Annotated in this window: 21 protein-coding genes; 11 read left to right on the forward strand and 10 right to left on the reverse strand. The window is 31.1% G+C overall.

The window, feature by feature from the left end; translation table 11 throughout:
* The first annotated feature begins 52 nt into the window (after window positions 1–52).
* The 10 genes from H8707_RS13640 to H8707_RS13685 all read left to right on the forward strand — a co-directional run bounded on the left by H8707_RS13640 (window position 53) and on the right by H8707_RS13685 (window position 12,587).
* The gene (locus H8707_RS13640) at window positions 53–1,102 is read left to right on the forward strand and encodes a M42 family metallopeptidase (protein WP_262430700.1); all 1,050 of its coding nucleotides are present in this window, start codon (window positions 53–55) and stop codon (window positions 1,100–1,102) included.
* Window positions 1,093–2,112 carry a M42 family metallopeptidase gene (locus tag H8707_RS13645; protein WP_262430701.1) on the forward strand — a complete coding sequence of 340 codons (1,020 nt, stop codon included), beginning with the start codon at window positions 1,093–1,095 and terminating at the stop codon, window positions 2,110–2,112. Before H8707_RS13640 ends, H8707_RS13645 begins: the two co-directional genes overlap by 10 nt.
* Window positions 2,112–3,113 (forward strand): M42 family metallopeptidase, encoded by a 1,002-nt coding sequence (locus H8707_RS13650; RefSeq protein ID WP_262430702.1) that lies wholly within the window; start codon window positions 2,112–2,114, stop codon window positions 3,111–3,113. The genes H8707_RS13645 and H8707_RS13650 overlap by 1 nt, the downstream gene beginning before the upstream one ends.
* Window positions 3,114–3,376: 263 nt before the next feature.
* Window positions 3,377–3,985 (forward strand): MerR family transcriptional regulator, encoded by a 609-nt coding sequence (locus H8707_RS13655; RefSeq protein ID WP_262430703.1) that lies wholly within the window; start codon window positions 3,377–3,379, stop codon window positions 3,983–3,985.
* Window positions 3,986–4,128: 143 nt separating this feature from the next.
* Window positions 4,129–5,445, forward strand: coding sequence for a tRNA (N6-isopentenyl adenosine(37)-C2)-methylthiotransferase MiaB (gene miaB, locus H8707_RS13660; protein ID WP_262430704.1), 1,317 nt, complete (start codon window positions 4,129–4,131; stop codon window positions 5,443–5,445).
* A 13-nt stretch (window positions 5,446–5,458) separates the two neighbouring features.
* Window positions 5,459–8,074: a DNA mismatch repair protein MutS gene (mutS, locus tag H8707_RS13665; protein ID WP_262430705.1), complete on the forward strand. Its 2,616-nt coding sequence runs from the start codon at window positions 5,459–5,461 to the stop codon at window positions 8,072–8,074.
* The gene (mutL, locus tag H8707_RS13670; RefSeq protein ID WP_262430706.1) at window positions 8,074–9,966 is read left to right on the forward strand and encodes a DNA mismatch repair endonuclease MutL; all 1,893 of its coding nucleotides are present in this window, start codon (window positions 8,074–8,076) and stop codon (window positions 9,964–9,966) included. The genes mutS and mutL overlap by 1 nt, the downstream gene beginning before the upstream one ends.
* Before the next feature lie 8 nt (window positions 9,967–9,974).
* Window positions 9,975–10,901 (forward strand): tRNA (adenosine(37)-N6)-dimethylallyltransferase MiaA, encoded by a 927-nt coding sequence (gene miaA, locus H8707_RS13675; protein WP_262430707.1) that lies wholly within the window; start codon window positions 9,975–9,977, stop codon window positions 10,899–10,901.
* Window positions 10,902–11,021: 120 nt separating this feature from the next.
* On the forward strand, window positions 11,022–11,243 hold the full coding sequence (gene hfq / locus H8707_RS13680) for an RNA chaperone Hfq (RefSeq protein ID WP_262430708.1): 222 nt from the start codon (window positions 11,022–11,024) through the stop codon (window positions 11,241–11,243).
* A 51-nt stretch (window positions 11,244–11,294) separates the two neighbouring features.
* Window positions 11,295–12,587 carry a methionine gamma-lyase family protein gene (locus H8707_RS13685; protein WP_262430709.1) on the forward strand — a complete coding sequence of 431 codons (1,293 nt, stop codon included), beginning with the start codon at window positions 11,295–11,297 and terminating at the stop codon, window positions 12,585–12,587.
* 25 nt (window positions 12,588–12,612) lie between these two features.
* Here the strand turns inward: H8707_RS13685 and lexA are convergent, their stop codons facing one another.
* The gene (lexA, locus tag H8707_RS13690; protein ID WP_262430710.1) at window positions 12,613–13,230 is read right to left on the reverse strand and encodes a transcriptional repressor LexA; all 618 of its coding nucleotides are present in this window, start codon (window positions 13,228–13,230) and stop codon (window positions 12,613–12,615) included.
* 183 nt (window positions 13,231–13,413) lie between these two features.
* On the opposite strand from lexA, the gene yneA reads away from it, so the two are divergent.
* Window positions 13,414–13,725, forward strand: a complete 312-nt coding sequence (yneA, locus tag H8707_RS13695) for a cell division suppressor protein YneA (protein WP_262430711.1) — start codon at window positions 13,414–13,416, stop codon at window positions 13,723–13,725.
* A gap of 24 nt (window positions 13,726–13,749) precedes the next feature.
* Here the strand turns inward: yneA and H8707_RS13700 are convergent, their stop codons facing one another.
* From H8707_RS13700 to H8707_RS13740, 9 genes are all read right to left on the reverse strand, one after another.
* Entirely contained in the window at window positions 13,750–14,718 is a 969-nt protein-coding gene (locus H8707_RS13700; RefSeq protein ID WP_262430712.1) for a tyrosine recombinase XerC, read from the reverse strand.
* 514 nt (window positions 14,719–15,232) lie between these two features.
* Window positions 15,233–16,426, reverse strand: coding sequence for a pyridoxal phosphate-dependent aminotransferase (locus H8707_RS13705; protein WP_262430713.1), 1,194 nt, complete (start codon window positions 16,424–16,426; stop codon window positions 15,233–15,235).
* A gap of 45 nt (window positions 16,427–16,471) precedes the next feature.
* Complete coding sequence (locus H8707_RS13710) at window positions 16,472–16,849, reverse strand: PadR family transcriptional regulator (RefSeq protein ID WP_262430714.1); 378 nt, start codon at window positions 16,847–16,849, stop codon at window positions 16,472–16,474.
* On the reverse strand, window positions 16,842–17,666 hold the full coding sequence (locus H8707_RS13715) for a PHP domain-containing protein (protein WP_262430715.1): 825 nt from the start codon (window positions 17,664–17,666) through the stop codon (window positions 16,842–16,844). The genes H8707_RS13710 and H8707_RS13715 overlap by 8 nt, the downstream gene beginning before the upstream one ends.
* A 104-nt stretch (window positions 17,667–17,770) precedes the next feature.
* A complete protein-coding gene (locus H8707_RS13720; RefSeq protein WP_262430716.1) occupies window positions 17,771–18,031 on the reverse strand; it encodes a stage V sporulation protein S in 261 nt (86 codons plus the stop codon).
* Between the two features lie 43 nt (window positions 18,032–18,074).
* Window positions 18,075–19,625, reverse strand: a complete 1,551-nt coding sequence (gene rny / locus H8707_RS13725) for a ribonuclease Y (protein WP_262430717.1) — start codon at window positions 19,623–19,625, stop codon at window positions 18,075–18,077.
* A gap of 144 nt (window positions 19,626–19,769) precedes the next feature.
* Window positions 19,770–20,426: an AAA family ATPase gene (locus H8707_RS13730; protein WP_262430718.1), complete on the reverse strand. Its 657-nt coding sequence runs from the start codon at window positions 20,424–20,426 to the stop codon at window positions 19,770–19,772.
* A gap of 1 nt (window position 20,427) precedes the next feature.
* Window positions 20,428–20,679 (reverse strand): hypothetical protein, encoded by a 252-nt coding sequence (locus H8707_RS13735; protein WP_262430719.1) that lies wholly within the window; start codon window positions 20,677–20,679, stop codon window positions 20,428–20,430.
* Window positions 20,680–20,683: 4 nt separating this feature from the next.
* A partial coding sequence (locus H8707_RS13740; protein WP_262430720.1) for a hypothetical protein occupies window positions 20,684–21,259 on the reverse strand: 576 nt, incomplete at its 5' end.

Raw genomic sequence — 21,259 nt, forward strand, 5'->3', positions numbered from 1 at the left:
ATAATGAAAGCATTATAGCCCTATTATATATAAGTTTAAGGGGGGCATATTATTGGAAACAAAAGCTTTATTAGAATTATTATCAAATGATTATGGCGTCTCGGGATTTGAACATACTCTTAAGGATTCCATAATAAATTCTTTTAACAAATTTTCTGATGATATCAAAGTAGACGCATTAGGTAATGTTATTATATTTAAGAAAGGCCAATCAAATAATGTTAAAATAATGCTGGCAGCGCACATGGATGAAATCGGATTAATGGTAAAAGATATTGAAGATAACGGGTTTATAAGATTTACTAATATCGGAGGTATTGATCCCAGAACTATTTTAGGGCAAGAAGTTGTAGTCCATGGAACTAAAGATTTATTCGGTGTAATAGGTTCAAAGCCACCACATCTACAGGAAAAGTCTGAGCAGGATAAGGCTATTAAAATGGAAGATATGACAATTGATATTGGCTTATCTAAAGATGAAGTTCAAAAGTATATAAACATCGGAGATACTATTACCGTAAGACGTAATCTTATAGAATTAAAAAACAATCGCGTTTCAGGTAAGGCATTAGATGACAGAGCAGGGATTTTAGTTTTATATGAATGCATTAAAGAGTTATCTAAGATTGATCATGAAGCGGACATATATTTGGTTACAACAGTACAAGAGGAAGTGAGTATGGCAGGGGCACTAACATCTTCTTTCAAAATAAACCCAGATATTGGAATAGCTGTAGATGTAGGATTCGGAACGACTCCTGAGCTGAATAAATCCAATTCAATTGAATTAGGAGAGGGGCCTGGGATTACTCTAGGCGGAAATATACATCCCGGTTTGAGGAAAAAGTTAGTTGAAGTAGCTAAGGAATATAATATACCATATCAGATGGAAGTTAGCCCGGGACCTACAGGTACGGATGCCAGAGCAATGCAAATTACAAGAGAGGGCATACCCTCATTGGTTTTGTCCGTACCTTTAAGATATATGCATACATCTGTTGAAGTAGTGGATATCAAAGATATTAAAGACACCGGAAAGCTATTAGCATTTTTTATAGCATCTGTATCAAGTGAAAATTTGGAGGGATTGTTATGCTATTAAAATTATTAACGGAAAGCTCAGGTGTGTCAGGGAATGAAAAAGAAGTAAGAGATTTAATAATGGATGAGATCAGAGGTTATTCTGACAGCATTAAAATTGATAGATTAGGAAATATAATCGCTTATAAAAAGGGCTTGAATAGTTCTCAGAAGTTGATGATTACAGCTCATATGGATGAAGTCGGACTATTGATTACCGATATAGATTCATCCGGACTTTTAAAATTTATAACAGTTGGTGGTATTGACAAACGTATATTGGTTTCAAAATCAGTTCATGTAGGAAAAGATAAGGTATATGGTGTTATTGGTGCAAAACCTATTCATCTGCAAAAAAAGAAGGAATGGATTAATGCCTTAGATATGGATGACTTATACATAGATATAGGCGCCACATCTAAGGAAGATGCTGAAAAATATGTAAACATTGGAGATTATGCTTCATTTCAAAGTGATTATATTGAATTTGGAGATAATTTAATAAAGGCAAAGGCACTTGACAATAGAGTCGGGTGTAGTTTGTTGATTGATTTAATAAAGGAAATTAAAGATATAAGCTTCTATGCAGTATTTACTGTAATGGAGGAAGTTGGGTTAGTTGGAGCAGGACCTGCAGCCTATGAAGTTAATCCTGATATGGCAATTGTATTGGAAGGAACATTGTGTTATGAAATGCCTAATATGGATTCTCATCTGATGCCTACACAAATAGGAAAAGGTCCTGCAATATCTTTAGCCGACAGAACCACAGTTTATAACCCTCAATTTAGAAAAAGAATAGAGGAAATTGCCAAGTCCAATCAAATTCCTTATCAGTATAGGAAGAGCTCAATGGGTGGAAATGACTCCGGTAAAATACATACGGCTAAGACCGGTTCAATTACTACTTGTATTTCAGTTCCTTGCAGATATATTCATAGCCCAAATTCAGTAATGAGCATAAAAGATTATGAGAATACTCAAAAATTATTAAGAGCAATATTAACCGAATATGGTAAGGGGGTATTATAATGAATTTTAATAGTAAACTGCTCAAGGATTTAGTCAAGACTTATGGACCTTCAAGTAATGAGAACGATATAAGGGATTTTATTATTAAAGAAATAGAAAATTATGTGGATGAAATTAAAATTGATGCTCTCGGAAATCTTGTAGCTCATAAGAAGGGAAATGGAAAAAAAATAATGATTTCCTCCCATATGGATCAAATAGGACTTATGGTCATTGATATAGATAAATCAGGGTTTTTAAGATTTGTAAATATCGGTGGAATATCTCCATATGTTACTTTAAGCCAAAAGGTTTTATTCGAAAATGGAACAGTTGGCGTCGTTTATAGTGAACCTGTAGATGATATGTCAAAATTGAAGCTAGAAAATATGTATATTGATATAGGAGCTTTTAGTAAAGAAGAAGCTGAAAAAATGGTAAATATAGGCGATATCTGTATTTATTATAACGGGTTCGATGAAAATGATAATATAGTATTTACACCATATTTAGACGATAGAGTTGGATGTTTTATTGCTATTGAATCCATTAAGGCAATAGATACACCTAAAAATGATTTATTTTTTGTGTTCTCGGTCCAGGAAGAAGTGGGATTAAGAGGAGCTAAAACCGCTGCTTATGGAGTTAATCCGGATGTAGGGATAGCGCTGGATGTTACATCCCATGGGGATACTCCTAAGGCTAAAAAATATGCCATAGGATTAGATAAGGGTGCCGCAATTAAGGTAAAAGATAACTCAATTATATGTCATCCTAAGGTTAGAGAGCAATTAGTTAAAATAGCTAAAGAAAATAATATTCCATATCAGATGGAAGTATTAGAATTTGGGGGAACTGATTCGGGAGCAATTCATTTAACTAAAGAAGGTGTTCCTTCAGGAGTTATATCTATACCAACAAGATATGTACATTCTACAATAGAAATGGCTTCAAAGAAGGATATAACTAATTGCAAGGAACTATTGGTAAGATTTTTAAATTCAAATTTAGAGTTGTTTTAGATAGGGAGCTTAATTAGCTCTCTTTTTTGATCACGTTCATTCATATGGCAACCATAAGTTTGAATTATATATTTAACTTCAGCATAAAGATTTTACTTAAATATACAATTTTCAACATAACTTTAAATTATTTAAGGAAATTTGTTGTAAAATAGTTATTTGAAAAAAGAGGATATTTGTACAAGTATATAGAAATTACTTTATAGCTCAAAAGTTAGAAGAACTTCATTTTTAGGGGTCAGGAAACAGGGGGGACTTATTTTATGATGGATTATTCACAAGAGTATACAATTTCTGAAGTATCTGAGCTAACAGGCTACGCTCCTCATGTGCTAAGGTATTATGAGAAGGAATTTGAAATTGAAGTTCCAAGAACAGATTCTAATCATAGATATTATACATATAAGGAAATAGAACTGATTCAGTATATAAAGATGTTACAGGAAAAGGGGTTTAGCAATAAGCAGATTAAACTTATTATCTCATCTCCGGAGTTAGTGATATCAGGTCAAAACAACAATTCGTTAAGTGTCGTGGATAATAGTCTAGCAGAGATTGATAGTTCTGCTATAGCTCTAGAAATCAGCAAATCGCTTGAAGAAGTTTTCTTTACTAAGCTCAATGACATAATCAGCCAAAGTAATAAAGACAGCATAAGTATAATAGAAGAGTTGAGGGATGAAATCATCGAGCTAAAACAAGAGATAAATTCCAAGGAAAGAGACGTTCTTATATGCGAAAATGCAAAGCTAAAGATGAATTTAAAAGAAAAGACCTATGAAGTAATTGAACTTAGAGAGAAGATTAGAAGATATGAGGAAAATCAAGTAGGATTTTTTAAAAGACTTTTTGGGATTAGCAATGTTAAATAAGTTTATAAAATTATGAAAATAATTAGTTTTAAAATGCTTCAAATTAAATATTTAAGTTGGAGCATTTTTTGTGTTATAATTAAGGTTAAGGCTTGCAATCATTTTAAAAATAGATGAAGATTAGAGGGAGTGTTTATTTCATAATGAAGAAATATTTGATTCAAACCTATGGATGTCAGATGAATGAACATGATTCTGAAAAGATATCTTGGATTCTTGAAGGTATGGGATATCAATTAACTGACGATAGGGAAGAATGTGATTTAATTATATTTAATACCTGTGCAGTAAGAAAAAGTGCTGAAGATAGAGTATATGGACAATTAGGAGAGCTTAAGGATTTAAAAAGACGAAATCCTAACTTAATACTTGCTGTATGCGGCTGTATGATGCAAAGGGAAGAAGCAAGAGAAGTTGTCTTAAAAAAATTTAGACAGGTAGATATAATCTTTGGGACGAACAATATTCATAAGATGCCTCAATTAATCACAAGGCATCTGGAAACAGGACAGACAATTGTAGATATACTGGAAGAAAATAGAGAGATTGAGGAGGACATAAATGCTAATAGAAAATATTCATATAAAGCATTTGTTAATATTATGTATGGTTGCAACAATTTCTGTACTTATTGTATAGTTCCATATGCTAGAGGCAGAGAAAGGAGCAGGGAACCTGAAAATATAATAAAGGAAATAAAAAATTTAGCTGAAAATGGATGCAAAGAAGTTACCTTGTTAGGGCAAAATGTAAATTCATATGGCAAGACTTTAGATAGAGATTATCGATTTTCAGATTTATTAAGAGATGTAAATCAAATAGATGGCATTGAAAGGATAAGATTTATGACATCTCATCCAAAGGATTTATCAGGTGATTTAATAAATGCATATACGACTTTGAATAAACTTTGTAAGCATTTGCATTTGCCTATTCAGTCCGGTAGTGATAAAATATTGAAGATGATGAATCGAAAATATAATATTGATGATTATCTAAAAATCATTGATAAAATAAGAAATGCAGTTCCTGATATTGTTATCACGACAGATATAATTGTAGGGTTTCCCGGAGAAACCGAAGAGGATTTCAATGAGACTCTAGATTTAGTTAAAAGAGTTAAATATGACGCAGCATATACTTTTCTATATTCCATACGCGAAGGTACAAAAGCTGCACAAATGAAGGGTCAAGTGCCGGATGATGTTAAACATGAGAGATTTCAAAAGCTACTAGATACTCTCTATCCGATAGGCCTTGAACAAAACGAAAAACTCTTAGGAAAAGTGGTAGAAGTTTTAGTGGAAGAAGTAAGTAAAAATGACGAAGAAATGCTAAACGGAAGAACAGATAGCGGTAAATTGGTACATTTTAAAGGCAATAAAGATATAATTGGGACTTTTGTTAATGTAAAAATAGATAACGCCAAGACGTTTACATTGGAAGGCACGATTTGTTAACATGGAGGTTAAAATGGATAACTTAACACCTATGATGCAGCAATATATGAAAATAAAATCTCAATATAAAGATGCAATTATATTTTTCAGATTAGGAGATTTCTTTGAAATGTTTTTCGATGATGCCATTACAGCCTCTAAGGAACTGGAGATTACCTTAACTCAGAGAGATTGCGGGTTAGATGAAAAAGCACCTATGTGTGGAGTTCCACATCATGTTGCGGAATCTTATATTTCTAAACTTGTAAATAAGGGTTATAAAGTAGCAATATGTGATCAGCTTGAAGATCCTGCATTGGCTAAAGGCATTGTAAAAAGAGATGTCGTAAAGGTAGTAACTCCCGGAACTATAACGGACTCTATCTCACTTGATGATAAGACCAATAACTTTTTATTATCCATTTATCTTGATAAATTCGGAGTAGGCATATCCTATGTGGATAACTCCACAGGAGAGATGTATACTACAGAATTGTTAGATGAAGAAGATAAATGTTTTAGTTTTATAATAGATGAATTAGGTAAAACTCTGCCTTCGGAGATATTATGCAATGATTATCTACTTCAGAATAATAAATTATTAAGAGTTATTAAAACTAAGATTAATCCCTTTATCAATACCTATGATGATAAAGAATTAATTGAAGATGAAATAAAAGGGGCTATAGCAAAACAATTTAAGGTAAACAATTTAAAAAGACTGGATATTGATGGTAAGATTTATTCAATAATTGCTACTTCTAAGCTAATTGACTATCTTCATTCAACGCAAAAAAACACCTTAGACCATATAAATAACATATCCTTCTATAATCCTAAAAAATATATGATAATGGACATGAATACAAGAGCAAATTTGGAGATATTGGAAACAATAAAATCTCGAGATAAAAAAGGAGCTTTAATTGGTATCATTGACAAAACAAAGACTGCGATGGGCGGACGTTTGTTGAAAAAATGGCTTGAACAACCTTTGTTGGATAAAAGAAGTATTAATTACAGGCTAAATATAGTGGATTATTTTTACAATAATTCGATGTTTTTAGACGATATTAGAAGAATTTTAAACAATATATATGATATTGAAAGACTTACCAGTAAAATTTCAAATGGGAATTGTAATGGAAGAGACTTGATATCTTTAAAAAATTCTATAAATAATTTACCCAATATAAAGAAACTTTTAGATAGCACCGACAATGGTGACTTAAGAAAAATCGGAAATGAAATAGATGATTTAAAAGATATATATACTTTAATAGACAAATCCATCCTTGACGATCCACCTATTAGTGTCAAAGAAGGCGCCCTTATAAAGAATGGTTTCAACACTAAATTAGATGAAATCAGAGAGAGCAGCTTAAAGGGGAAAGAATGGCTTAGCGGTTTAGAATCAGATGAAAAAAATAAAACCGGCATAAAAAATTTAAAAATAGGATATAACCGAATTACAGGCTATTATTTTGAGGTTACGAAGTCAAATTTATCCTTAGTTCCGGATTATTATATACGAAAACAAACTTTGGCTAATTCTGAAAGATACTATACCGAAGAATTAAAAAATATGGAATCTAAAATCCTCGGCGCAGAAGAAAAGTCCCTTAGAATGGAATACGAAATTTTCCAAGACATAAGAAATAGTGTAAAAAATGAAATTGTGAGGATTCAAAATGTAAGTAAACAAATTGCAGTAATTGATGTTTTATCAAATTTTGCTCTAGTTTCTAAAAATCACAATTTCACAAGACCTGAACTTAACTCCAAGGGAATTATTCAAATAGAAGGAGGCAGACATCCTGTTGTAGAAACTACTATTGATAATAATTTATTTGTGCCAAATGACACTTATCTCGATACATCAAAGAATATGATTCAAATAATTACAGGACCTAATATGGCAGGCAAATCTACTTACATGAGACAAGTGGCAATCATTACATTATTGGCACAAATTGGTTCATTTGTACCGGCAGAATATTCAAATATTGGCATTGTTGACAGAATATTTACTAGAATTGGTGCTTCAGATAATTTATCTCAAGGTGAAAGCACATTTATGGTTGAGATGAATGAAGTCTCCAATATAATTAAGTCTGCCACTAATAACAGTCTTATTATATTGGATGAAGTCGGAAGGGGTACAAGCACTTATGATGGACTTAGTATTGCTTGGGCTGTAGTCGAATATATAGCTGAAAAAGTGAAAGCAAAAACATTATTTGCAACACATTACCACGAATTAACACAGCTTCAAGAAAAACTGGATGGGGTCATAAACTTAACTATAACTGCAGAAGAAAGAGGGAATGATATAGTATTTTTAAGAAAAATCGTTAAGGGAAGTACTAACCGAAGTTATGGAATTCAAGTTGCAAGATTGGCAGGTATACATGAAGATATTATAAACAGGGCAACTGAAGTATTGTCTTCAATAGAAGGCTCACATGTATTAAATTTGAACAGCAGCCCTAAGGTTAATGAAAAACAGTTGAATCTTATGGATTATAAGAAAGATTACTTTATAGATAGAATTAAAAATATTGATATTGACAGCACTACTCCAAAAGAAGCTTTAAGTATATTATATAATTTGGTTGAAGATGCAAATTCCCTTAAGGAGAGAGCTTAATGGGTAAAATAAAAATTTTAGATAATATTACTATTCAAAAAATTGCTGCCGGGGAGGTAATTGAAAGACCTTCTTCAGTAGTAAAGGAATTGATTGAAAACTCAATAGATGCTAACGCAAGGTCAATTGTTGTAGAAATCAAGAACGGTGGGAAAACTTTTATAAGGGTAACTGACGATGGAGACGGTATAGATGAAGAGGATTTACCTCTGGCTTTTAAAAGGCACTCAACATCTAAACTGAATAAGATTGATGATTTATACAACATGATGACTTTAGGATTTAGAGGGGAAGCTCTTGCGAGTATTTCATCTGTTGCTAGATTGGATGTTTTGACAAAAACGTCTAAATCAGCCGCAGGTATTCATGCTCAATTAGAAGATGGAGAGATAAAGTCAATGGAGAAAGTAGGCTCTCCTAAAGGTACTACTATTATAGTTAAAGACCTATTTTATAATTTACCTGTCAGAAAGAAATTTTTAAAAAGTGACACTTCCGAATCAAATAGCATCAGCGATATCGTCAATAAATTGGCTTTGGGTAACTTTAAAATATCTTTTAAATTTATCAAGGATAATAAGGTAATAATAAATACAATTGGGAATGTTAACTCAAAGGAAATTATCTATACAATTTTAGGTAAAGATATAGTAAAAGGACTGATTCCAATTGAATATAGGGATGAAAATATTGAGTTAAATGGTTTTATATCAAATAATAATTTGTATAGGAGCAATCGCAGCCATCAATATCTCTATATAAACGGAAGATATATTACGAATTATCCAATTGCAGCTACTATTGAAGGGCAATATAGGTCTGCAATTCCTATAAATAGATATCCCATTTTTATACTTTATCTAAAATTTAACCCGGAAGATTTGGATGTTAATATTCATCCTACAAAGCAAGAAGTAAAATTCGTAAATAATTACGATATCAATGGGATTATAGGAAATATTATTAAAAAGAGACTATTTGATGCCTTAAGTGTAGGAAAGTTTGAAATTTCACAAAAGGAAAAAAAGAAAAAAGAAGAACTACAGATACTTTCCAATTTAGAATTAAATACACATAAGAATATAATAGTAAAAGATTTTACAACGGAAGATGATGATACTGGGTATATGGACGAATCATTAGATATCTTTAATGATATTGATGAAGAGATTAATGCAGAAAATTCTATAAATTTATATAAAGAAGATGAGATAAATGAAAATGAAATCCAACAGAAGGGCTATAAAGCAGTAGACGTTAAACAGTCCACCGTTGATGACTTAATTGAAGATAATAAAATTGACAGTATTTTAAGCGATATTATTCCTATTGGTATTGTCTTTAACACCTATATCATTGCAGAAAATAAGGAAAAGAATAAAATAATATTTATTGATCAGCATGCTGCTCATGAAAGAGTCATGTATGAAAGATATAGGAATGAATATAAAAACGAAAAAATCTATATCCAGCAGCTGTTAACTCCTGAAATTATTCAATTAACAAATAGTGAAATGAACAATCTAAAGGAAAATTTGAGTTTGTTTTTATCCTTAGGTTTTGAACTGGAGGAATTCGGACCAAATACTATTGCTATTCGAGGTGTACCGTTTATATTTGGTAGCCCTAAAATTAACACCTTATTTATGGACATATTAGACAATTTAGATAAAGATATCAGTGACAATTATGAGTTAAATATAGAAAAGATAATGAAGTTAGCGTGCACAAGTGCCATAAAAGGTGGAGACAAGATTTCGGATTTGGAAATAAATTCTTTGCTAAAGGATCTAAGAAAATGTGAAAATCCATATACATGCCCACATGGCAGGCCAACTATTTTAGAAATGACAAAGAAAGATTTAGAAAAACAATTTTTAAGAATTATTTAGGTGATTTAATGAATAAAAAATTATTTATATTAACGGGACCTACAGCAGTTGGCAAGACTTCTGTCGCTATTGATTTAGCAAGAAAATTGGATGGAGAAGTTATTTCGGCTGATTCCATGCAGATATATAAGTATATGGATATAGGTACAGCCAAGGTAAAGCCCGATGAAATGAAAGGTATACCCCATTATTTAATTGATATAATATATCCTGATGAAAATTTTACCGTATCCGATTATAAAAAGCAAGCAATGAAGTGCATTAAAAAAATTAATCAGGGAAATAAGCTTCCTATTGTGGTTGGAGGAACAGGTCTTTTTATCAATTCACTGGTATATAAATTAAACTTTGGGAATGTTCCGCCGAATAAAGCCATTAGAAGTAGATTAGAAACCTATGATAATGAGTATTTACATTCTAAGCTAATGGAAATAGATGAAATTAGTGGAGAAAAAATAAGTATTCGAGATAGAAAGAGGATAATTAGAGCTTTGGAGATTTGGGAAGTTTCCGGAAAGATTCCTTCTTCACACAATAATAACTTTAGAAAAGAAACTGATGAATATGATTTGGCTATGGTGTGTTTAAATATGGATAGAGGGAGGCTTTATCAAAGGATAAACGATAGAGTAGATATAATGATTGAATCAGGTCTAGTAGCTGAAGTTAAAAATATTTTAGACATGGGTTATGATAAAGATATGGTTTCCATGCAGGGAATAGGATATAAGGAAATTATAATGTATTTGGAAGATAAAATAAACTTAGATGAGAGCATAGATATAATCAAGCAAAGAAGTCGAAATTATGCAAAAAGACAATTGACATGGTTTAAAAGAGATAATAGAATAAAGTGGATAGATATAGATAATTTTGATAGTGTTGATGAGATAAACAATAGTATTGAAAATTATATTTATCAAAAGCTTAGGTAGTTTTCCGAATAAAGTATTAATTAAGCTTTTTTCTTTGCTTATTTGAAAAGTTCATTTAGTAATAAAGAGAGATATACTAGAACTTTTTTATCTATAATAAAGAAAATAGGAGGGGTTTAAATGAATAAGACTGTTAATTTACAGGATATGTTTTTAAACAAAGCAAGAAGGGAAAATATAGGGATTACTGTATTCCTTGTAAATGGATATCAGATTAAAGGAATAGTGAAGGGGTTTGATAATTATACCATGATTTTGGATAGTGAAGATAAGCAACAGCTCATTTATAAGCATGCAATTTCAACAATTGTACCAAATAAACAAATCGACTTAGATATTTAAAAGTCTCATTCATGGGACTTATCATAATTTAAAGAAAAGGTGAATATAGCTTTGAATTCGTATACAATAAATATATTATGTAAACAATTTTCCATAGAGAAGGAAATAATTGATTATGTAAATGAAAAAGAAAAATTAATTTTAGATAAGTTTAAAGATATAGATAGTATAAAAGAGTATAATCAATATAAGGTTATAAATGCAATGCAAATAAATAAGCTTAGTGCTACGGATTTTTATTGGACAACCGGTTATGGCTATGGTGATATTGGAAGAGAAAAAGTAGAAAGCATCTATGCTTCTGTATTTAATACTGAAGATGCACTTGTGAGACCCAGTATTGCATCAGGGACTCATGCATTGTCTTTAACATTGTCAGGGCTGTTAAGACCCGGAGATGAATTATTAGCTGCTTCAGGGACTCCATATGATACTTTGCAAAAGGTAATCGGCATTGATGGTGAAGATACACCCGGAACTCTAATTGAATATGGAATCACCTATAAAGAAGTTCCGTTAGTAAACAATAAAATAGATATAGAGGAAGTTATAAAAAATATTAATGAAAGAACTAAAATAATAGAAGTACAAAGGTCTACCGGATATAGCGATAGAAAAGCTTTTACCGTATCAGAAATAGAGGAAGCTATAAAGAAAATAAAAAGCGTTAATAAAGATGTCATCATAATGGTGGATAATTGCTATGGTGAATTTTTAGAGGTTCAAGAACCTACAGACGTAGGAGCAGATATAATGGCAGGTTCTCTTATCAAGAATCCGGGTGGCGGAATTGCTTTATCCGGTGGATATATAGTAGGGAAAAGAGAGTTAGTTGATCAAATAGCTAACAGACTTACAGCACCTGGTCTTGGGAAGGAGACAGGGCTTACATTTGGCACCACCAGAACAACATTACAAGGGCTTTTCTTAGCGCCTCTTATCGTATCTGAAGCAGTCAAGGGTGCGTTATTGGTGGCAAAGACTTATAAGGATTTAGGGTTTAAAGTGGTTCCGGATGTAGATGATAAAAGAAGTGATATAATTCAAGCTGTAGAATTATTGTTACCTGAGAGAGTCAGCGAATTTTGTAAAGGAATACAAAGTGCTTCGGTTGTAGATTCTTTTGTTACACCTGAGCCATGGGATATGCCCGGGTATAAGGATCAAGTAATAATGGCTGCGGGAGGATTCATAGACGGTTCATCAATTGAATTGAGTGCAGACGCTCCTATGAGAGAGCCGTATTATGCTTATTATCAGGGAGGACTTACATTCGAACATTGTAAGCTTGGAGTATTGATATCTCTATCTAATTTATATAAGAAAAATCTAATCAATTTATAAAATTTAAGGGGTGGTTTTACCACCCCTATATTTTTCTATATAATCCTATAACTTTACCTAATATGCTTACTTCTTTTGAATAGATAGGTTTCATAAATTGATTTTCAGGCTGCAGCCTTACGCAATCCCTCTCTTTGTAAAACCTTTTTACTGTAGCTTCGTCGCCAAGTAAGGCAACTACTATCTCCCCATTGTAGGCTGTTTGTTGTTCTTTAACCAATACCAGATCTCCATCTAAAATTCCGGCGTCTATCATGCTTTCTCCTTGAATTTTAAGCATAAATACATCATTACCTTCTACCATTTCTAAAGGAACAGGATAAGTATCTTCAATATGTTCAACTGCTAAAATTGGTGCCCCTGCTGTAACCTTACCAACTATAGGAACATCTACTGTTTTCTTATGTGATAATAGAAAATCATCGTCTTTGTCCAATATTTCAATTGCTCTTGGCTTTGTAGGATCTTTTCTAATATAACCCTTTGCTTCTAGTTTTTCCAAATGCCCATGAACGGTAGAAGTAGACCTTAAATTAACTCCTTTGCAAATTTCTCTAACTGCAGGCGGATATCCTTGTCTTTGTATTTCATTCTTTATATATAACAATATTTCAATCTGCTTTTGAGTTAAATCTTCATACATTACAATACCCCCTAATATAATACAGTCTAATTTAATTACTTTTTTTGATTATAACACAGATAAATAAAAACATCAAACAAAAGTTCGAAAAATTTGCAGAAACTATTGACACAGAACTTAAGTTTGTGTAGAATATAGTTGAACGAACAATTGTTCAGAACTAATGTGCGAGGTGTCTGTAAAATGAAAAAATATGTAATTATTAATCCGAGAAGGTTTTTCACATTTTTAACATTTGTATTTATGTTTATATTCATCATATTATTCGTTTTTTTAAATTCGGCTAAAGTTCACAGCAGTATCTATGAACCTAAATATGAAGAATACTATGTCCTTGAAGGAGATAGTCTATGGAATATATCTACGAAGTATAAGCCGGAAGGATATGATATTAGAAAAATGATTTATGAAATAAAGGAATTGAACAATATAGAAACAGGATATATTTATCCGGGAGAATCAATAAAAGTACCCATCTATGATAGTTCAAGGTAAATAATCTGAATAATATTATTCAGATTATTTATTTTTCCTTTTAGATAGGGGGTTGTTATTGATTGCTTCTCTTAATCTTTCATCGTCAATATGCGTATATATCTGTGTTGTAGAAACTGATTCATGTCCCAATATGGATTGTAAAGCTCTTATATCTACATTGCCATACTTATACATAAGTGTAGCAGCAGTATGCCTCAATTTATGAGCAGAGTATATACTGGTATCTAAACCTATCTTCTCCAGGTATCTATCAATCATATGCTGTATTGCTCTATTGCTCATTCTCAATTTTCGTATACTTAAGAACAATGCCTTATTGTCTTTAGCATCCTTTGGTCTTATTAATAGATAATCATTAATAGCTTCTATACATGCTTCATTTAAAAATATAGTTCTTTCCTTATTTCCTTTGCCTATAACATTTAAGGTATCATTGTCTTTAATGCTGTCAATATCAATACTGGACAATTCAGAAAGTCTAAGTCCGCAATTTAAAAACAGTGTTATAATCGCATAATCTCTTTTTCTAAAAAATTCATTTTTATTCTCTAATGCAGCATCCAAAAGATTTTCAGATTCTTCTAAAGTCAAATAGACAGGGTATCTAATGTCAGTTTTAGGAAATTCTAAAGATTCCGCAGGATTATGATCTATCAAATTAACCTTAATATAAAGGTAGTTAAAGAAGGACCTAATAGAGGCAACTTTTCTAAATCTAGTATAAGTACCATTTTCCCGTGATTTAACAGTAAAGGATAGATAGGCGTGAAGATCCTGAATATTTACTTTTTTAATAAGATTTATATCTACATCTGAAATATCTATCTCATCAAATTCAATATCATCGTCTACAAGCTTATATCTTAATTTTAGAAATCTGAAAAAGATTCTTAAATCAAAATAGTATTCTTTAACTGTATTAGGGGAAGATCCCTTTATAGTTTCCATATAATTTAGATAATCTTCAAGTATAATTGGTATTTCTTTCATTTAACCCCTCTTTTCATGATATAATAGTCGCAAAATAGTTATTTTGTGACTATTATATATATTCTACATAGAAAGTTAAAAATCCTTCTTTTTTTAAAAAATATTTTAAAAATATTTTTACTTTAATTCTAACAATAATAAAAAAGCAAAAAAGCTCTGTTATAAGATTTAATCTAGCTAAATATTTAATATTCGCCGCAATTTGCAGTTTATAAATACACAATTGAATTAAATAAATAAGTTTTTCTACAATTATTATCTTTTCTAGGTCTTTCTTGTTAAATAGCCAATATAACCTATTTAAATCAATTTACAAGAGCTTTAAATTGCAAGACATATAATTCCATGAGTAATATCTATAAAATCAATTGTAGAGGGTTTTAGAAAGTCATTTTTTATTTCAAATAGAAAAAACATATGAATGTATAATTATTATTTAGATGAATTAGAAATGGCACACATAATCTAATTATGTATACCATTTCTCTGGTTATTCTTCAATTACTATCTTTTATTATCCTTCAATTGTAGTCTTGATTCTTTTTATTCCTTTCTCAATGTTCTCTATTGATGTTGCGTATGAAAACCTAACATATCTATCAATACCAAATGCTTCTCCGGGAACAACCGCTACATTTGCATATTCTAATAATAAATTTGCGAAATCAACTGAATTATTGATTTTCATCCCTTGAAATGTTTTTCCTGCAAGATCTGAGAAATTGACCATAATATAAAAAGAACCTTCTGGTAATTTGCAGCTTAAACCCCCAATTTCATTTATGCCATTATACAATGTATTCCTTCGATGCTCGAAATGCTTTCTCATGTATTCAATACTATCTTGATTTCCTTCAAGTGCTTCCACGCTGGCATATTGGGAAATTGAGTTTGGATTTGATGTTGTGTGACTTTGGATATTGCTCATTACTTTTATAATTTCATCATCAGCTGCAGTGTAACCAATTCTCCAGCCAGTCATAGCATAAGCTTTAGACATTCCATTTATTATTATAGATATTTTTTTGATATTATCATTAAAAGATGCTATGCTAATATGTTTAGCATCGTCATAAATTAGCTTCTCATAGATTTCATCTGATATTACAAATACATTATTATTGATAGCCCAATCAGCAATACCCTTAAGCTCTTCTTCATTGTATACTGCTCCAGTAGGATTGTTTGGGGAATTAAGTATAATAGCCTTTGTTTTCTTTGTTTTTACTCTTTCGAGATCATCCACGCTGAATTTGAAATTATTTTCTTCTCTAGTGTAAATATAAATAGGCACTCCGTCTGTTAACCTTACTAGCTCCGGGTAACTAACCCAGTATGGCACTCCTATTATTACTTCATCACCGGGATTTATAATTGCCATTAAAGCATTATATATTGAATGCTTTGCACCATTAGAAACTATAATATTGGATGGATTATAAAGTAGATTGTTATCATTCTTAAATTTTTTGCATATAGCTTTTTTTAACTCTAGAATTCCTGATGCAGGTGTATATTTAGTTAATCCCTTATTGATAGCTTCGATAGCTTCATTCCTGATATTCTCCGGTGTGATAAAATCAGGTTCTCCTACTCCAAAATCCAAAACATCTAGACCCGAATCCCTCATTGATTTTGCCTTTGCATTGATTTCCAGCGTTATAGATGGTGCAATTCCTTTACCTTTAATCGATAAATTATTAGACATATAATCCCTCCTATTTAAAGTTTTAGTTTTTTATATATATTATAATTATAAATTTATCTTATATATATCTTTTAAAACATTGTTTATTATACTCAGAGAGTCTTCAAAGGAACTCTTGTTTTGCAATTTAATTATCTTATAATGATTGATTCCAGAATCAGTAATTTTATATCTCCTAATAGTTCTTTTATTTGGCTCTTCCCACCAGCTTTCTACGTATCCTTCTTCCTCCAACTGTCTTAGCAACGGATATATCATACCGGGACTGGGGCACCATTTGCCATCTAATCTTCTTTCTACTTCATCCTTAATTTTATTACCATAATAGTTTTTTTCAGTTAATAAGTGTAAAATATACAATTTAACAAAGGAAGTCGTACTAATAGTAGTAGGAAATTGTCTTTTTCTCTCATTTTTATACATTATATAGTCTACCTCTCATTTCTGGAATTTCTTCAATATTAATAAAATATTTACCAAAAATTAATTCTCCTCTCACCAAATCTCCATGGTAATCAGATCCTCCTGTAACAATCAAATTTTTCTTTTTAGCCAATTTAATAAAGTAATCCGTATCTTCGGCAGTATGTTTGGAGTGTATACATTCTATTCCTTGTATCCCCTTTGATATGGTATACTCAACAATAGACTTATTTTTAATCAGTCCCGGATGAGCCAATATTGCGATACCTCCAGATTTTTTAATTAAGCTTATTGTATCTTCTATACTAAGGTGAAATCTCTCTGCATAACCAGGCTTACCTCTATTAAGGTATTTTTCGAATGATTCTTCTATAGAACCAACATATCCCTTATCTATTAATGCTCTGGCAATATGCGGTCTCCCAATATAATCATTACCAGAATGCTTTCTTACGTCATCAATAGTTACATCAATATCCAGCCTATTTAAATTGTTTATCATTTTAATTGCTCTATTAATTCTATCATGCCTTAAATTTTTCGTTACAGAAATTAATTCTTCGTCATTATAATCTATAAAATATCCAAGAATATGCACTTCTTCATCTTCGTAGACACTTCCAAATTCGATTCCCGGAATTACTTTGAAATTATCATATTTTTTACTATATACTATCGCTTCATTAAGTCCCAATATTGTGTCATGGTCTGTAATGGCTATTCCCTGTAAATTTTGTTTTACAGCTAAATCTATTAATTCAGCGGGACTTAATATACCGTCTGAATAATAGGTATGAACATGTAAATCAAATTTCAATTTAAAAAACCTCCTAATTAATGGAAATCCTATTAATAATTAATAGTGTTGCAACATATGTATTATAATCTGAATTACAAAAAACCTGCCTTGCGGCAGGTTTATTATCTAGGTTCAATTATTAATTTTATTGCTGTTCTTTCTTCACCATCTATTTCTATATCTGTGAAGGCCGGTATACAAATAAGATCCATTCCGCTTGGCGCAACAAAACCTCTAGCAATAGCCACAGCTTTGATTGCTTGATTAAGTGCTCCCGCTCCAATAGCCTGAATTTCTGCAGTTCCTTTTTCTCTTAATACGCCTGCTAGTGCACCTGCAACAGAATTTGGTATTGATTTTGCTGATACTTTTAATACATCCATTAAATTAGCCCCCTCTAACTAAATTTAATTTATATTTATCTTATTACTTAGCATACTCAATAGCCCTTGTTTCTCGAATTACATTTACTTTAATCTGCCCCGGATAATCTAATTCCGACTCTATTCTTTTAACTATATCCCTAGCTGTATGAACTATTTCACTTTCACTAATTTCTTCTGGTTTAACCATTATTCTAATTTCTCGTCCAGCCTGTATAGCAAATGACTTTTCTATACCATCAAATGAATTTGCAATCTCTTCTAATTTCTCAAGTCTCTTAATATATGCTTCCAAAGTTTCACGTCTGGCTCCTGGTCTTGCTGCAGAAATTGCATCTGCCGCTTGCACCAGCACAGCTTCAACTGTTTGAGGTTCTATATCTCCATGATGTGCAGCAATTGCGTGAACTACTTCTTTTGATTCCTTATATCTTTTCGCTATATCCGCACCAATTTCAACATGAGGCCCTTCTACTTCATGGTCAACCGCTTTGCCTATATCGTGTAATAGTCCGGCTCTTTTAGCAATTTTAACATCTGCACCTAATTCGGATGCCATAATTCCTGCTAAATGAGCAACTTCAATAGAGTGTTTTAAAACGTTTTGCCCATAACTTGTTCTATATTTTAACCTTCCAAGAAGTTTTATTATCTCAGGATGAATGCCATGTACTCCAGTTTCAAAAGCAGCCTGTTCCCCCTCTTCGCGAATGATGCCATCAACTTCTTTTTTAGCTTTTTCAACCATCTCTTCAATACGAGCAGGATGAATTCTACCATCAACTATAAGTTTTTCGAGAGCAATACGTGCCACTTCTCTTCTAATGGGGTCAAATCCGGATAATACTACCGCTTCCGGAGTATCATCTATAATTAGATCTATGCCAGTTAAGGTTTCCAATGTCCTTATATTTCTACCCTCTCTACCAATTATTCTACCTTTCATCTCATCATTTGGCAATGATACAACTGTTACAGTCGTTTCGGCTACATGATCAGCAGCACATTTTTGAATTGCTATTGATATTATTTCCCTTGCTTTCTTATCGGCTTCTTCTTTGGCTTTACTTTCCATGTCTTTAATCATGATTGCAGATTCATGGACAATTTCTTTTCTGATACCGTCTAATAATAATTCCTTAGCTTCTTCAGTGGTTAAACCTGAAAGTCTTTCTAATTCCATAATTTGTTTTTCATAAATTTCATTAATAGAAACTTCTTTATCTTCTAGATACTTAGTTTTCTTATAAACTTGTTCTTCCTTTTTTTCTATAGTCTCTGCTTTTCTGTCTATAGTTTCCTCTTTATGAAGAACTCGCCTTTCTAGTTTCTGAACTTCATTTCTTCTTTCACGGATTTCTTTTTCTAACTCATTTCTTGATTTGTGAATTTCTTCTTTGGCTTCCAATTGAAGCTCTTTCTTAAGAGCTTCGCCTTCTCTTTCAGAATCTTCAATTATTTTTTTTGCTAACTCTTCAGCGTTCTTTATTTTCCCCTCGCTTATATATCTTCTTATAAAATAACCAGCGATAATTCCAATAACTATGCCTAGAATTGCATAAGTATAATTGCCAATAACAATACACCTCCTCACAATATTTATTTTTCAAGTTCCATAATGCTATTTCATTAATAAAAGTATAAACCGAGTAGTCTCGGTTTATAGAGTCTACATTATTTCATTGTATGGTTAATATACAATTTAATTTTATATCTTTTAACTTATAATGTCAAGTTATTATTGCTCTACAATTGGCAATATTGAGCTTGTTGAGCCGTTCAATTGAACTCTATATGCATTGTTGCTAATATTAGATAGATGGTGATTGTGCGTTACCATTATTACCTGTCTGTTAAACATCTCTGATGTTTGCCTTAAAAAATCACCTACGTTAAATATATAATCCTCACTAACATGCTTGGCAGGTTCATCCAAAATCAAAGGTCCCTGTATTTGAGGTTTATGGATTTCCAGAAAAGCAATTCTAAGTGCCAAAGATATAATATCAACTACTCCTCCGCCTCTAGATAATTCAGGTTTAGTCTTTATAATCATATCTTCAGTTTCATTAATTACATAAAATTCAGCATTTGCTTTATTACGCATTTCCTCAATTTCTATAACAAATTCTATATCGCTTTCAAATACATATTGTAAACATTTTGTAACCAAGGTCTCAATCTGTTTTTTTGCTTGTTCCCTTGCAAATTCAGAAGTCTTTTGAAATAATATCGAAACTTTTTCTAATTTATCTATTTCAGCATTTATTTCTTTCATCCTAGAATTGTTATCATCTAATTGTTCAATTAGTTTCTCTCTTTTACCCTCTTGTTTTGAGATATAATCTTTTAATTTGGATAATTCATTTTCTAGTGAATTTATATCATCTATCATATTAACCCTTCTTTTCCAGCAGGTCTTTTGGCAACAATTCATTAGCTTCCTTAAATAAAGCATTTATTTCCATCTTTAGTTTTTGAATTTCATTATCTAAATCCTTAGGATCCACGCCTAACTCCTGTAATTCTTTGATTATATCGTCTTCTTGCTGTTTTAATTGTTCTAATCTAGCTTCTGCCCTATATTTTAATGATTTTGCTTTTTCTAAATTATCCTTCAAAGAAGTCAATTCTTTTTCATAATCCATAAAATTATCCTCCTATATAATGATTCATTATATGCTCAATTTTATCATCATCTATATTGCTTAAGCAGAAAGGACAAATTTCCACTCGCCTTAATAATTCCCGATATTTAAATAAGTTTTTATCAATAGATGAATTAATATCTTTTAATACCTTGCTTTCTTTTCTTGTTTCATCTGAATTTATTAAGAGTTTATTATATTCTTTCATATAATTTATTAATAAATTTGTCTTTTCGTCCAATATAATTATACTATTGCTGCATTTTTCCATATCCTTAAACCTTTCAAGATATTTACTTCCTATTAGAATGTTTTTTTCAATATTATCATAATTAACTTTTTTTAAATTCAGATCTTTAAGCCTAATATATTTACTACTCATTTCAGATAATTTACTATCAATTTCATTTAAATTTTTTAATTTTCTATTGGTATAAATTAAAACCGCTTTTTCATCTATTATTTCATTGTATTTTTTAAAAAATTTTCTATAGTTTTTTTCGCTGTTACATAATACTTCCAATTTATATATCTTATTATTTACTAGATTTATAGATTGTAAGCTTTTTATAATATAATC

The organism is Paratissierella segnis, assembly GCF_014385195.1.
In the GTDB taxonomy this organism is placed as follows: Bacteria; Bacillota; Clostridia; order Tissierellales; family Tissierellaceae; genus Paratissierella; species Paratissierella segnis.